This is a genomic window from Aeromonas sp. sif0611 (assembly GCF_019218845.1).
Taxonomy (GTDB): Bacteria; Pseudomonadota; Gammaproteobacteria; order Enterobacterales; family Aeromonadaceae; genus Aeromonas; species Aeromonas media.
In genome coordinates this window covers 68,440-81,923 of the sequence record NZ_JAHUWU010000004.1, presented here as the reverse complement: position 1 = coordinate 81,923, position 13,484 = coordinate 68,440, and the positions used below count along the sequence as shown (strand labels likewise).

General features: G+C 62.2%; 19 protein-coding genes. 4 read left to right on the top strand and 15 right to left on the bottom strand.

Translation table 11 applies throughout. The annotated features are described in order from the left end of the window. Window positions 1-94: 94 nt before the first annotated feature. A complete protein-coding gene (locus tag KW824_RS11540) occupies window positions 95-301 on the bottom strand; it encodes a YaeP family protein (protein ID WP_005324956.1) in 207 nt (68 codons plus the stop codon). 136 nt (window positions 302-437) lie between these two features. Between KW824_RS11540 and KW824_RS11535 the strand changes: the two genes are divergently transcribed. Further along, window positions 438-1,055 (top strand): riboflavin synthase subunit alpha, encoded by a 618-nt coding sequence (locus tag KW824_RS11535; RefSeq protein ID WP_218409851.1) that lies wholly within the window; start codon window positions 438-440, stop codon window positions 1,053-1,055. Window positions 1,056-1,606: 551 nt separating this feature from the next. Here the strand turns inward: KW824_RS11535 and KW824_RS11530 are convergent. The 4 genes from KW824_RS11530 to KW824_RS11515 form a co-directional block, all read right to left on the bottom strand. Next, window positions 1,607-1,810, bottom strand: coding sequence for a CPXCG motif-containing cysteine-rich protein (locus KW824_RS11530; RefSeq protein WP_005324812.1), 204 nt, complete (start codon window positions 1,808-1,810; stop codon window positions 1,607-1,609). Window positions 1,811-1,963: 153 nt separating this feature from the next. Then, on the bottom strand, window positions 1,964-2,623 hold the full coding sequence (gene hxpB, locus KW824_RS11525) for a hexitol phosphatase HxpB (RefSeq protein ID WP_218409850.1): 660 nt from the start codon (window positions 2,621-2,623) through the stop codon (window positions 1,964-1,966). Window positions 2,624-2,751: 128 nt separating this feature from the next. Beyond that, the gene (gene purT, locus KW824_RS11520) at window positions 2,752-3,930 is read right to left on the bottom strand and encodes a formate-dependent phosphoribosylglycinamide formyltransferase (RefSeq protein WP_218409849.1); all 1,179 of its coding nucleotides are present in this window, start codon (window positions 3,928-3,930) and stop codon (window positions 2,752-2,754) included. A 74-nt stretch (window positions 3,931-4,004) separates the two neighbouring features. Then, window positions 4,005-4,895, bottom strand: coding sequence for a DMT family transporter (locus KW824_RS11515; protein WP_041204258.1), 891 nt, complete (start codon window positions 4,893-4,895; stop codon window positions 4,005-4,007). 226 nt (window positions 4,896-5,121) lie between these two features. On the opposite strand from KW824_RS11515, the gene KW824_RS11510 reads away from it, so the two are divergent. Beyond that, entirely contained in the window at window positions 5,122-5,709 is a 588-nt protein-coding gene (locus KW824_RS11510) for an FMN-dependent NADH-azoreductase (RefSeq protein ID WP_218409848.1), read from the top strand. 90 nt (window positions 5,710-5,799) lie between these two features. Here the strand turns inward: KW824_RS11510 and KW824_RS11505 are convergent, their stop codons facing one another. From KW824_RS11505 to KW824_RS11490, 4 genes are all read right to left on the bottom strand, one after another. After that, window positions 5,800-5,976, bottom strand: coding sequence for a hypothetical protein (locus KW824_RS11505; protein ID WP_218409847.1), 177 nt, complete (start codon window positions 5,974-5,976; stop codon window positions 5,800-5,802). A 160-nt stretch (window positions 5,977-6,136) separates the two neighbouring features. Continuing rightward, window positions 6,137-6,325, bottom strand: coding sequence for a DUF4250 domain-containing protein (locus KW824_RS11500; RefSeq protein WP_005331650.1), 189 nt, complete (start codon window positions 6,323-6,325; stop codon window positions 6,137-6,139). Next, a complete protein-coding gene (locus tag KW824_RS11495) occupies window positions 6,322-6,792 on the bottom strand; it encodes a MarR family winged helix-turn-helix transcriptional regulator (RefSeq protein ID WP_005331665.1) in 471 nt (156 codons plus the stop codon). The genes KW824_RS11500 and KW824_RS11495 overlap by 4 nt, the downstream gene beginning before the upstream one ends. Before the next feature lie 150 nt (window positions 6,793-6,942). Further along, window positions 6,943-8,175: a UPF0149 family protein gene (locus KW824_RS11490; protein ID WP_218409846.1), complete on the bottom strand. Its 1,233-nt coding sequence runs from the start codon at window positions 8,173-8,175 to the stop codon at window positions 6,943-6,945. A gap of 270 nt (window positions 8,176-8,445) precedes the next feature. Between KW824_RS11490 and KW824_RS11485 the strand changes: the two genes are divergently transcribed. Both KW824_RS11485 and KW824_RS11480 read left to right on the top strand, forming a co-directional pair. Beyond that, the gene (locus tag KW824_RS11485; RefSeq protein ID WP_218409845.1) at window positions 8,446-9,321 is read left to right on the top strand and encodes a S1 RNA-binding domain-containing protein; all 876 of its coding nucleotides are present in this window, start codon (window positions 8,446-8,448) and stop codon (window positions 9,319-9,321) included. A 1-nt stretch (window position 9,322) separates the two neighbouring features. Continuing rightward, on the top strand, window positions 9,323-9,634 hold the full coding sequence (locus tag KW824_RS11480; RefSeq protein ID WP_218409844.1) for a DUF1289 domain-containing protein: 312 nt from the start codon (window positions 9,323-9,325) through the stop codon (window positions 9,632-9,634). Window positions 9,635-9,679: 45 nt separating this feature from the next. Here KW824_RS11480 and KW824_RS11475 read toward each other — a convergent pair whose 3' ends face one another. From KW824_RS11475 to minC, 6 genes are all read right to left on the bottom strand, one after another. Beyond that, window positions 9,680-10,003 carry an HI1450 family dsDNA-mimic protein gene (locus KW824_RS11475; RefSeq protein WP_005331685.1) on the bottom strand — a complete coding sequence of 108 codons (324 nt, stop codon included), beginning with the start codon at window positions 10,001-10,003 and terminating at the stop codon, window positions 9,680-9,682. 287 nt (window positions 10,004-10,290) lie between these two features. Continuing rightward, on the bottom strand, window positions 10,291-10,998 hold the full coding sequence (gene mtgA / locus KW824_RS11470) for a monofunctional biosynthetic peptidoglycan transglycosylase (RefSeq protein WP_218409998.1): 708 nt from the start codon (window positions 10,996-10,998) through the stop codon (window positions 10,291-10,293). 53 nt (window positions 10,999-11,051) lie between these two features. Then, the gene (locus KW824_RS11465) at window positions 11,052-11,378 is read right to left on the bottom strand and encodes an HI1450 family dsDNA-mimic protein (protein WP_041205707.1); all 327 of its coding nucleotides are present in this window, start codon (window positions 11,376-11,378) and stop codon (window positions 11,052-11,054) included. A gap of 179 nt (window positions 11,379-11,557) precedes the next feature. After that, window positions 11,558-11,827, bottom strand: a complete 270-nt coding sequence (gene minE / locus KW824_RS11460) for a cell division topological specificity factor MinE (protein WP_010674646.1) — start codon at window positions 11,825-11,827, stop codon at window positions 11,558-11,560. Between the two features lie 2 nt (window positions 11,828-11,829). Then, a complete protein-coding gene (minD, locus tag KW824_RS11455; protein ID WP_005331693.1) occupies window positions 11,830-12,642 on the bottom strand; it encodes a septum site-determining protein MinD in 813 nt (270 codons plus the stop codon). Between the two features lie 18 nt (window positions 12,643-12,660). Next, window positions 12,661-13,380 (bottom strand): septum site-determining protein MinC, encoded by a 720-nt coding sequence (gene minC / locus KW824_RS11450; protein WP_218409843.1) that lies wholly within the window; start codon window positions 13,378-13,380, stop codon window positions 12,661-12,663. Window positions 13,381-13,484: the final 104 nt, after the last annotated feature.

The window sequence follows — 13,484 nt, the reverse complement described above, 5'->3', positions numbered from 1 at the left end:
GGTCTCCTCGGCAGGAAGAAACAAAGCGCGGGGGTGTCATTCTAGCCTGAAAATCCGCCAACGGGGAAGGTTGGCGGCGCATTTCTACCCGGGATCAGGCGTCCTCGTGATCGCTGATCAGCAGGTTAGCGGCGGCGTAGGCGGCCTGCTCGCGCAGATCCGCAGGCACCCTGTCGTCGCTTGCCACGGCGTTGAGCGCCCGTATGCTGGCGGCGATGGCCTGGGGCACATATCCCTGTTCACCTGAGCCTATCTGGTTGTAGGCGATGCGAATGGCTTCACAGCACTGATATACCTGCATTTTTGTTTCCTCGTTAAGCCTGGATTGAATGGGGTCACTATAACGATCGGGGCCCGCCTTGTCAGCCGGCACCCTTGTCTTGCACTGTGGCCGGGGGTAACCTGCCGACAATTTTATTACAGCGTGGAGACGAGACATGTTCACCGGCATAGTACAGGGAACCGCCGAACTGGTGGCCATCGAAGAGCTACCCAACTTTCGCACCCATGTGATCCGCATGCCGAGCCCGGCCTGGGGTGAGGGGCTGGCGCTTGGCGCCTCTGTGGCACACAACGGCTGCTGTCTGACGGTCACCCGGGTGGAGGGGGACCTGGTCAGCTTCGATCTGATGCAGGAGACCCTGTGCCTGACCAACCTCGGTGCGCTCGGGGTAGGGGACAAGGTAAATGTGGAGCGGGCCGCCCGCTTTGGCGACGAGATTGGCGGCCATGCCATGTCCGGCCACATCATGGGCACGGCCGAGGTGACCTCGGTCATCGACACCCCCAACAATCGCCAGGTGTGGTACCGCCTCGCCCCCGAACTGATGAAATACGTGCTGACCAAGGGCTACATCGGCATCGACGGTATCAGCCTGACCATAGGCGAGGTGCGCGGCAGCGAGTTTTGCGTCAACCTCATTCCCGAGACCCTGGCCCGCACCAACCTGGGCTGGATCAAGGCGGGCTGGCAGACCAATATCGAGATCGATCCCCAGACCCAGGCCATCGTCGACACGGTGGAGCGGGTGCTGGCGGCGCGCCAGTCAGCCTGATCCGCCTGCGTTCACCCCTCAAACTGGACCTGCATCATGGGGACCTGTCCTATCCGTGGCTGTAAAGGCTTCAGTCAGCGCAGAACCCCGGCCGTCATGGGCCTGTGTCCGCATCTTGCAGCGGCTGAGCTAGAAGAAGCCCATCAAGATGACGGGCCCAAAGCGATGAACAGGAGAACCCTGTGGCGAGGATAAACACTATGCCCGGTGTGGCCGGCAACCCCTTGGCCTGTTGTGTCTCACGGAGCCTGGCTGTCTGACGCTGGCCGAAGGATGAAACCGGACCTACACTTCGAGTGTCTGGCACATCCATGAGCCGACAACCATCACATAAGCGACAAGGCCCCTTGGCGAACTTCAGGATGATTTGAGGTTCTCCGAGGGGCTTTTTTCTATGGGATCATTTTGAGGGGCTCAGGTACCTGAGGAGAAGCGAGCCTGGATTCGACAGCATGGCGTCGCAGTCCTCATCCCCAGCGCAGGGCGACGCCATCACGTATGCACCCGATGACACAGGCTGCTTCATGCAGGCCGAGCCATCGAAACGGCAATCAGAACATCTGCTCGTCGTCCGCATCCACAAACAGCTGCAGGCAGTCGCGAGCGTCATCCCGGTGCAATCGCAGGTGGATCGGATTGCAACAGGCCATGCAATCCTCGTAGAACTCCTGATCCCCCTGGCTGGCATCCAGCTCGACCCGGGTGTGGTGGCCGCAGTGCGGGCAGACGATGCGCTTGCTGATGTATTCGATCATGGTGACCTCCTCGGGCCCTTGGGCCGCCTCTCTCCCTGATTCTAGTCGGCAAGAGGCGGCCCAACCGCGAGCGGGCGCACGTTTATGACAGGGTTCAAGGGATGCACGGTGCCCCGATGTTCTGATCCGACACGCCCTTGGTCCCGGATGGATTCAAGCCACCCAGCGGACCAGCATGTCGGCATCCAGCTCGGCGAGCGAATGCAGCTGGTGATCGGCGATGGCGAGGCGTGGATCGCCGACCAGGGCCGGGTCCGGCACGATCAGCGCCTTCATGGAGGCCGCCTTGGCCGCCAGCAGGCCGGTGAAGCTGTCCTCGATGGCCAGACAGTGCACGGGTTCGACGCCTAGCTTCTCGGCGGCGTGGATATAGACATCCGGGTGGGGCTTGCCAAAGCGCTCCACCTCGGCGGAGTGGACCGCCATGAAGCGATCCCGGATGCCGAGTTTGCCGAGCACCGCCTCCACCATGGTGAAGGGGGAAGAGGTGGCGAGCCCGATCTTGAGCCCTTGCGCCTCGATGAGGTCGAGGGCTTCCAGCACGCCGGCCTTGGCCTGACCCTCCTGCAGGATGAGCGCTATCACCTGATCCAGGATGCGCTGGACCACCTCTTCCTGGGTCGGGCCGTTCCAGGGGCGCAGGCGATACCAGTGGGCCACCAGCTGATCGATGCGCACCCCTATGGTGGAGTTGCAGTCCTCCTCGGTGTGGAAGTGGCCCAGCTCGGAGAAGACGGCCATCTGGGCCCGTTGCCAAAAGGGTTCCGAGTCGATCAGAACACCATCCATATCGAAGATCACGGCAGTTAACATCTTGTACTCCTGACATAGGTGAAGGGGGGATTATAAGCCCGGCGCTTCAATGGAAAAGGGGCAGAAGCCTGCCCCTTGCGCCGGATCACGCAGATAAACGTTTGTTTTTACGTGACAAAGAGAGCGGTCTAGAAGAGCACCTCGACCCGGGCGGCGACCGCCTTGGCCTGTTCGACCGCTTCATTGCAATCTTCGCCCCGGGCCAGCGCCACGCCGAGACGGCGGCGACCGGCGATCTCGGGTTTGCCGAACAGACGCAACTGGGCACCCGGTACCAGAGCCAGAGCCTCGCCAATGGCGCCATAGCGTATGTTCTGGCTGTGGCCTTCCCGCAACACCACGGCGGAGGCGCTCGGCCCGAACTGGGTGATGGTGCCGATCGGCAGCCCCAGAATGGCCCGTACGTGCAGGGCAAACTCGGAGAGATCCTGGGAAATCAGCGTCACCATGCCGGTGTCGTGGGGGCGGGGTGACACTTCGCTGAACCACACCTCGTCGCCCCTGATGAAGAGCTCCACCCCGAACAGGCCATGACCGCCGAGGGCCTCGACCACCTTGGCCGCGACCTCTTTGGCGCGGGCCAACGCCAGCTCGCTCATGGCTTGCGGCTGCCAGGATTCGCGGTAGTCACCGTCTTCCTGACGATGGCCTATGGGATCGCAGAAGTGAATGCCGTCGACGGCACGCACCGTGAGCAAGGTTATCTCGTACTCGAAGGGGACGAAGCCTTCGACTATCACCTTGCCACGACCGGCGCGGCCACCCTCCTGGGCATAGGTCCAGCTCTCGTCCAGTTTGGCAAGATCGCGCAGCAGGCTCTGGCCCTTGCCGGAGGAGCTCATCACGGGTTTCACCACGCAGGGCAGGCCGATGGCCTCGACGGCGGCGACGAACTCCTCCTTGCTCTGGGCGAAGCGGTAGGAAGAGGTGGGCAGGCCCAGCTCTTCGGCGGCGAGGCGGCGGATCCCCTCCCTGTTCATGGTGAGCTGGGTGGCGCGGGCGTTGGGCACGACCCTGACCCCTTCCTGCTCAAGCTGCGCCAGGGTATCGGTGGCGATGGCTTCAATCTCGGGGATGATAAGGTCGGGCTTGACCTCGGCCACCAGGGCGCGCAGGGCGGCACCATCGAGCATGTCCAGCACGTGGGCTTTGTGGGCAACCTGCATGGCGGGAGCATTGGCGTAGCGGTCGGCGGCAATCACTTCTATGCCAAGGCGTTGCAGCTCGATGGCGACTTCCTTGCCGAGTTCGCCTGAACCGAGCAGCAGGGCACGGGTGGCAGCGGGGCGGGTGGCGGTTCCAAACATCTGATCTCTCCTGATGTCCATGGTCAGGGTTGCTGACCCGAGTGAGTAAAAAAAAGAGGCACGCATGGCGTACCTCAGGAAACGGATTTGTGGGCGCGCTGCTCCAGATGGGTCAGCAGCGTGATGGCGCCTATGATGATGGCGGCGCCGAGCCACAATCGGCCGGGAGGCGCCCAGCCAAACACCAGCCAGCCCGCCAGTACGTTCATGGGCAGCTTGGCAAAGTCAAAGGGTTGCACGAAGGAGGCCTCGGCCACGCTGTAGGCGCGGGCGATGGACATCTGGGCCAGGGCCGACAGCACCCCGGAGGCCGCCACCAGCAGCCACTGGATCTCGCTTGGCCACTGCCATTCCGGCAGGGCCAGCATGGCGTTGAAGGGGGTGCTGAAGATGAGCAGGTAGACCACTATGGTGTGGGACGATTCGCTCGCCGCCTGATAGCGCACCAGCAGGGAGTAACCGGCCCAGAACAGGGCGGCCGCCACCGGCAGCAGGGAAGCCCAGCTGAAGTCATCGGTCCAGGGGGCCAGGATCAACATGGCCCCGACAAAGCCCGCCAGGGTGGCCAGGATGCGTGCCCGGCTCACCTGCTCCTTGAGCAGCAAGGCGGAGCCGAGGGTGGCGAACAGGGGGGAGGTCATCAAGAGTGCTATGCCCTGCCAGATGGGCACGGGCACCGCCAGCGCCCAGAGCCAGAACTGGATGCCGATGACTGCCAGGGCGACGCGCAGCAGGTGCAGCCGCAGCTGGTTGGTCATCAGGGATTGGCGCAGGCCGTGACGAACGAGCCAGGGCAGCAGGCAGATCAGGGCGACCAGGTATTGGTGAAAAGCGACCTGGGTCGAGGGGAGGCCGAGCTTGAAGCTGACAAACTGGCTCAGGCTGTTGACGGCGGCAAAGCAGAGGCCTGCCACCATCATCCAGACTGCACCGGCAAAGGGGGAGTGCCTGCGGGAGGGTGCCATGGGATCCGGGTCACTTAAAAAAAGTGCGGCGGATCATAACGGCAATCGTTTGTTCTGCCAAGGCCGGGGTGCTTGGTGAATACCCTGCTGGCGAGGAAGTGCGCAATCATCAAAATATTTGAATAACTTGAGCATCTATTTTCGCTATCCGCCTTGAAACTCAATCTTTATAGTGACCTCCATCGACAGCCAAGCTGTTCAACCGACAACCAAATGGAGTTTCACCATGGCCAACATCCTCGTTCTCAAGTCCAGCATCCTGGGCCAGTATTCCCAATCCAACGCCCTGATCGACGGCTACCTGGTCGAGCGCCAGGGTGACAGCGTCACTGTGCGTGATCTGGCAACCCTGAATCTGCCGGTGCTCGACGGCGAGCTGGCCATGGGCCTGCGCGGTGGCGAAAACCTCAACGAGCGTCAGCTGGCCGTGCTGGCCCAGTCCGACGAGCTGGTGGCCGAGCTCAAGGCGAGCGATCTGGTGATCATCGCAGCCCCCATGTACAACTTCAACATTCCGACCCAGCTGAAGAACTGGATCGATCTGGTGGCCCGTGCCGGCGTTACCTTCCGCTACACCGAGACCGGCCCGGTCGGCCTGGTGGAGAACACCCGCGCCCTGGTGGTCAGCCCCCGTGGTGGCATGCATGTGGGCAATGCCACCGATCTGGTGACCCCCTACATGCGCACCGTGCTGGGCTTCATCGGCATCAAGGAAGTGGACTTCATCTATGCCGAAGGCATGGGCATGGGTCCCGAGGCACAGGCCAAGGGCATCGAGCAGGCCAAGGAGCAGCTGGAAACCCTGGCATACTGATGCCGTGACGCCTGCCTGCTCATCCAGGTCGTGAAACAACAACGCAGCCATCAGGCTGCGTTGTTGCTTTCAGATGGCGGACGCCACTCTTCAATCCCAGATAAAGCGACGGCAGCCGCTGCCGACCAGCAGGCAGACCGCGACCAGGGATCCCAGCAGCAGGCTGCTGAGCCACTGCTCTGTACTCTGGGGCAGATGGGGTGAGAAGAGGCTGATCGTGAAGAGGGCGCTGATGATGATCAGGCTGGTCTGTCGGGTCAGGATCATGGGGTCGTCCTTGGCTGATGGTGAGCGAAATAAGGCTAACCGCCCTCTGTGACAGCCTGATGTATCCATACCTCAGGCCCATGGTCCAGCGGGGGTGCACTCACCTTAGCAGTTTTTGCCGCCACGGCCAGCGCCATGCGACAGCTTGTGATCCGGATCCCTATCTGAACTGCTTTTGATCAGGCTGGTAGTGGAAATCGCCGCCGGCCAGCCGTGCGATCAGGGCCTCCTTGTCGAGATCCTGCGCCCGGCAGAGATCGTCCAGATCAGCGTAATGATCACGAAGCTGCATGTTGACCACGCTCAGCAGCATGTTGATATCCATGGTGGCAAAGCGGGTCAGGTTCATGATTGTTGCTCGCTGTCCAGCAGGTGGAGTTGTTCGATGGCGTCGCTCACGCTTTGCAGGTGCAGCCGTATGCTCTGACGTGCCTCGGCGGGCAAATAGTCGGTGAGGGTGTGCTGCCAGCTGCCAGCTTCGGTCTTGAGCTGCTGGAACAGGGTGAGCCCCGCCGGGGTGAAGGAGACCAGACTGATGCGCTTGTCCTGGGCGCTGCTCTCGGTGAACAGAATACCCTTCTCCACCAGACGGTGGATCTCGCGGGAGATCCGCACCTTGTCCATCCCGCTCGCCTCCACCAGCTCTTTCTGACTGATGGGATAGTGGGGGCCGAGCACCATCATCAGGCGCCATTGGGGCACCGTCAGCTGGTACCGCTGCTGGTAAAACTGTTCAAAGGTATCGCGCACCATTTCAGCGGCATGAACCAGCTGATAGGGAGGATAGTGCGCGAGCAGCTCTATGATCTTCGACATATGACATCCTGCTGTGGCGGCTGCATCGGGTGCAGTTTCTTTTGATACTTTGACCTTGATGATACGTAACACAAGGGCATTTGTCTGAACGGGCATCAGAAAAATGTGCGTTTGCGCACGTGTTGCGCTACGGATCCGGCAACCAGGGTCTCAACTGGCCTTGTTGGTTACACTTTTACGCAGCCAGATCAAGGCATTATGAGCAAGCCAGGCCTCGCGGCTCTGGAGCGCATAAAGCGCGGCCTCGTCGCGGCTTCCCCCCTGCCAGTGGCGGGGTTCCTGCTTGGGTAGCCTGCGCTGGCCCAGCAGGGTGGCGGGTACATGGGGGTTGGCGTCAAGGGCGGCGACCAGATGGGGCAGCGCCGCCTGCTCGCCTTCGGTGGCAAACACCATCAGCGCCTTGTTGTAGCGCAGCCAGCAGGAGGCCTCATTGAAGCGCACCAGCAGCCCCTGCAGGGAGGTCCAATCCCCTTGCCAGGCATAGAGACTGGAGAGGGGATGACGACAGCCGGGCTCGTCGGCCTGACAGAGGTCGAGCAGGGCCAGGTATGCGTGGCGCGCCTGCTCCTGCTGCCCCAGTCGCAGCAGGCAATCGGCCCGGCCCGCCTGGGCCGCGATCAGGGGTCGGGCCTCCGGGGCGCTCCAGCCGCGGCCTGCGTGCTGCTGCCAGAAGGCCTCGTCGAACAGGGGGCTGGCATCGGCAATGATGCGGTCAAACCAGGAGAGGCGGGTGAGGGGATCGCGGCACTGCGCCGCCTGCTCGAACCACTGCTGCCACTGGCGGGTCTGTTCGTTGTCGAGAAGGGGTTCTTCTTCATGCTGTGCCTCGTCCTGATCCAGGGTCAGCAGGAGATTGAGGGCCGTCTTCATCTGCTGGCGCTGGCGCTTGCAAAAATCCAGGAAGGGCAGCTCGCTGGCCGCGGCCTGGTACAGCATCTGGGCCATGGGTCTGTCACGGAACAGGCAGAGCTCTGCCACCAGGCTGAAGCGGTAGCGAGTGGCGGGATCGTTCAGATCCGTCGGCGTGGGCCAGCGGGCCACCCCTTGACTGAAGCCGTAGCTCCATTGGCCGAGGGGATGGCTCTGCTCGAATACCTGATCCGGATTGTCGGTGGAGAGGCGACACTGGCTCGGCAGGGCCAGCTGGGTGTCGTCGGCCTGGGCCTCCAGCTCGGCGATCAGATGGTACAGCGCCTCGGCACTCTTCTCATCCAGCGTTGCGTCATGGGGCAGCAGCCCGGCCAGCGGATCTTGCCAGTCAGGGGCGGTCGGCCCCGTCAGACGGGCGCAGAGGAAGCCGTGCAGGGCCGGGTAACTCATGTCCTGCTGGCTGTGACTCTGGAGCCATTGATTGAGATGACGAGTACGAGTGGCTGGGTTCATCAACGCTTCCTCTGGGTTTGACGGCCGCGAAGTCTACCTAAAAGTGGGGTTATTTGCAGCCAAGGGGCGACCGAGTGCTGCTAATATCGCCAGGCCAGGGTCACACCGAGGTGAAAATCCTGCGCGGAAGCGGGCAAGGGACTAGGTCCTGTCACGGCTCTGGGGTAACATGCGCGCCTGCATGAAAAACCTGAGCCCTTGTCTTCCCTCAGCCGGCGACAGGGGCGGTGCGCACTATTACGGGCCATGAACTGCAGGCCCATCCGGATATTGAAAGAAGAGATCACCATGTTACAGATTGGCAAGATGAACACCCTCACCGTCGTTGAGCTCGAAGACAGAGGCGCCTGGCTGGCCGCGGGGGAATATGGCGAGCTGCTGTTGCCCAGGCGTCAGCTGCCGGAAGGCGTCGCCGAAGATGGCGAGGTGTCCGTCTTTCTCTATCTGGACGCGGATTGCGAGCCGGTGATCACCACCGACAAGCCCTTTGCCATGGTGGGTGACATCGTCGGCCTCAAGGTGGTCAACGCCAACAAGATCGGTGCCTTCCTCGACTGGGGCATGAAAAAGGATCTGTTCGTGCCAAGCCGCGAGCAGAACAAGCCGATGCAGGTGGGCCATGTCTACCTGGTGCACCTGATGCTGGACAACGAGGGACGCATGGTGGGCACCAGCCGCCTGGAGCGCTTCCTGCGCGTCGATCCCCCCTTCAAGGCCGGTGACGAGGTGACTGCGCTGCCGGGGGAACATACCCCCCTCGGCATCAAGGCCGTGGTCAATGGCCAGTACTCTGGCATGCTGTTCAAGAACGAGGTGTTCGGCCGCCTGATGACGGGCCGACCGCTGACCGCCTGGGTCAAGCAGGTCCGTGAGGATGGCAAGCTGGATCTGACCCTGCAAAAACCGGGGCAGGATCGGATGGATGATGCCGGCGGCCGTATTCTCACCCGCCTGCAGAAGCAGGGCGGCAGCCTGGCGGTGGGGGACAAGAGCGAACCCGAGCTCATCTACAAGATGTTCAACATGAGCAAGGGCACCTTCAAGAAGGCCATCGGCGGGCTCTACAAGCAGGGCAAGATCGTCATCGAAGACAACTGCATCACCCTGGTCGCCGCACAGACCGGCTCGGCGCAGGACGGCGAATAAGGTGCCGAGTCCCTGCATCGGCGACTGCCGGGCCAAGGACGGGCTCTGTCTCGGTTGCGGCCGCACCCTGACCGAGATAGGCCAGTGGTCCGCCATGGACAGCGAGGCCCAGCTGGCCCGCATGGCCGAGCTGGATGGCACGCGCCGCACCCACCAGTGCCCGGGATGCGGCGAGCCGGCGTTTTGCGCCGTCTCCGCCGGTGAACCCATAGCGCGTTGCTGGTGCAGCCAGCTGCCCTCCTTGCCCATGAGCGAGGCGAGCGCCTGCTGGTGCCGTCGCTGTCTGGCCAATGCCATCGCGGCTCGCCCCTGAAGGGATGAATCGCAGAGACGAAAAAGGCGCCAGGGGCGCCTTTTCTTATGCCTGTTGCTGGCGGTGCCAGCGAACATGGACCTCGTGTTCGCTCTGATCCCGCGGCAGCAGGAAGGTGGCGTAGATCACCTCGAACTCCTCCTGATGATCCAGCAAGCCGACCCACACCTCGGCCCAACGCTCCATGTCGACCGGCACGCCGAGCTCGGTCGACCAGTCGGCGTTGGGCAGGGTCGCCTCGACGGCGCCACGCTGCTCGAATTCGAGGGTGATGTCGACGATTTGTTCGGGGGCCAGCATGTCGGCGGCCTGCTCCAGAAACTGATCATAGGCCCACTCGACCAGCTGATCCGGGCTACGTTGTTCCATGAAATCACTCCAGATACGTCCAGGTTCGCCACTTTACCAATTATTGGGGATGGCGGCCAGCGCGTGAGGCCGGCAATCCCGTGCTGTCAAATGGCCGAAACAGGGGATAAGGTTAACAGAGCCGCCGCCATCCGGCGGCATCAAGAGGCATGTGGGCAGCATGAAGCGACGACAGCACAGGCGGCAGATCAAGCGGCGACGGGAGACCTGGTGGTGGCACTATCTGCCGCTGCACCGGGAGGTCGTTGGCGGCCATCTGGGGCCGGCCTCCGATCCCGTCGACGAACCTAATCGGCCTCGTGTACCCGGTTCAGGGTGATCTGACCGAGTTGTCCCATCTGACGGCGGATCCAGGCCGAGCGCTGCTGCACATAGGGCGAGGGGGGCTTGACCCGGTAGCGCCAGGGATTGGGCAGGGCGGCGGCCAGCAAGGAGGCCTCGTAGCGGGTCAGACGCGCCGCCGGCTTGCCGAAGTAGTGCCTGGCGGCGGCCTCGGCGCCATAGATGCCGGGCCCGAACTCCACTATGTTCAGATACACCTCGAGGATGCGGGACTTGTCCCAGCCCAGCTCCATCAGCAGGGTGAACCAGGCCTCTATCCCCTTGCGCAGGAAGCTGCGATCGCTCCACATGAAGAGGTTCTTCGCCGTCTGCTGGCTCAGGGTACTGGCGCCGCGCACCCGCCGGCTCTGCTGGTTGTGCTTGAGGGCCGAGCTGATGGCCTCCATGTCGAAGCCGTTGTGATCGGCGAAGCGCTGATCCTCGGCGGCGATCACCGCCAGTTGCAACTCCCGCGAAATGTGCTCGAGCGGCACCCAGTCGTGCTTGACCTCGGCCACCTTGGCGGGCGGAAACAGGGCCCGCTCGAGGCGCCAGGTCCACATGGGGGGATCGATGAAGCGCAGCAGCGCCACCGAGACGATGGAGCTGACCAGCGCCGCCAGCAGCAGCTTGCCGAGCCAGCCCAGCAGGCGGCGCCAGCGCGTCGGTCTCACGGGCTCGGGCTCTGAGTCCCACTCATAGTGACCGGGATCGTCGGGATCCGGAATTATTGGGGCAGCCATTCGATGTGGCAGAACTTCTCGTCGACACGGCGGGAGAGCAGCATGCGGGCGAACAGGTGCTCATACTCCTGCTCGGCATTGCCAAGGCCAACCCAGATCTCGGCGTACTCGGCATCGCTCACGGCAAACCCCACGTCCGCTTCCCAGTCATCGGCGGGATCCGTCTCCGCCAGCAGACCGCGGTCGTTGAACGCCTGGTTGAACAGGGCTATCTCTTGCTCGGGCAGGTTGTCCGAGGCCAGCTCCATGAAGAGTTCGAGGGCGGTATCGAGCAGTTCCTCGACGCTGTGCATTTCGTCATTCAAAGACATAAGAGCTGTGTTCCAGATGAGAGGGGATAGGTCCCGTCGGCAGGGCCGAGGGGGCGGGCAGTATTCTAGCTGGCCCCGCACGCCTTGGCGAGATGCCTCTGCGCCAGGCAATAAAAAACCGGATCCTGACAAAGGATCCGGTCTTCACTGGGGAAAAGGGTCACGCATGGGGCGTCAGCTCATCCCTTCTTCTGGTCGTCGGCGAAGGTGATGTTGAGCTCCAACACCGACAGCTCGTCACTCTTCTGATCGAGCTGGACGGTGATCTTGTCCGGATCGATCTGCACATATTTACGGATCACGTCGAGGATATCCTGCTTGAGCTGGGGCAGGTAATCCGGCCCCCCTCTGGATGAACGCTCGTGAGCAACGATGATCTGCAACCGCTCTTTGGCCAGTTGTGCGGTGTTCTGTTTCTTGTTGGAACGAAAATAATCCAATAATGACATGTTTAACTCCCGAACAGTCGGCTAAAGAAGCCCTTCTTCTCTTCTTCCAGAAAACGAAAATCCTTGGTATCGCCCAGCAGGCGTGCGACGGCGTCCTCATAGGCCTGACCGGCATCGGACTCCTTGTCCAGAATGACCGGCTCTCCCGAGTTGGAGGCGCGCAGCACCGCCTGGGACTCCGGGATCACCCCGAGCAGTTTGATGGCCAGGATCTCCTGCACATCCTGCACGCTCAGCATGTCGCCACGGCTGACGCGGGTCGGGCAGTAGCGGGTCAGCAACAAGTGCTCCTTGATAGGGTCTTCCCCGCGCTCGGCGCGACGGGACTTGGAGGCCAGGATGCCGAGGATGCGGTCGGAGTCGCGCACGGAAGAGACTTCCGGGTTGGTGGTGACGATGGCCTCGTCGGCGAAGTAGAGCGCCATCAGGGCGCCAGACTCGATGCCGGCGGGGGAGTCGCAGACGATGTAGTCAAACTTCATCTCCGCCAGCTGATCCAGGATCTTCTCGACCCCTTCACGGGTCAGGGCGTCCTTGTCCCGGGTCTGGGAGGCAGGCAGGATGAAGAGGTTTTCCGAGCGCTTGTCCTTGATGAGGGCCTGGTTGAGGTTGGCCTCACCGTTGATCACGTTGACGAAGTCATACACCACGCGCCGCTCGCAGCCCATGATGAGATCCAGGTTTCGCAGGCCAATGTCAAAATCGATGACCACTGTCTTGTGGCCACGCTGGGCCAAGCCGGTGCTCAGGGCCGCGCTGGTTGTGGTCTTGCCAACGCCACCTTTGCCCGATGTAACGACTATGATTCGCGCCATTCTCGCTTCCTTGTAACTCTATTTGATGCGGTCTATTCGGAGTTGTTCGTTGTCCAGCCGGATATGGACTGGCTCTTGTATCAGGCCTGCCGGCAGTGCGTCGCTGAGCTGGAAGGTGCCCGCGATGGAGAGCAGCTCGGCCTGCAATTGCTGGCAATAAATACGGGCAAGAGGATTGCCCTTGGCCCCCGCGATGGCTCGGCCACGCAGGGCGCCATAAATATGGATGCTGTCGTCGGCGATGACTTCGGCTCCCGGACTGACCGAGCCCAGCACCACCAGGGAGGTGCCGGCAGCATAGATCTGCTGGCCGGAGCGCACAGGCCCGACGTGGACCTTGCTCGGCTCCATAGGCGCCTGAACCGGGGCGACCGGAGCCGCCTCCACGGGTTCAGGCGCTGGCGCCGCAGGCTCGGGATCGGCCTTGCGGCTCTTGCCCGACACCATGACCGCCAGCCCGGCCGCCTTGGCCGCCGTCTTCATCGCCTCATCCCGCGCCCCCGTGATGCCGACCAGCACGAAATCTTCCGACTCGACCAGCTCCCTGAGCTGCTCGAAATCCGGGATCTCGCTGAGGCGTTCCACATTGAGGACGAGGGGGGCACAATTAAAAAACTGGGGGGCCTGTGCAACCTTGGCCTCCAGCAGTTGTCGGATCCGGTCCGGATTGCCATCGCTGAGATGCAACACAGAAATAGTGAAGGTGGTCCCTTTCAATTCGTTATCGCGTTCAACCATGAATCTTCCCCGAACCGAGACGGTAATACGTTATTGTTATTCAATTCCTGATGTTATAGTTTGCCACCACCAGAGGCAATGAACCCGTCGGATTATATCAATTT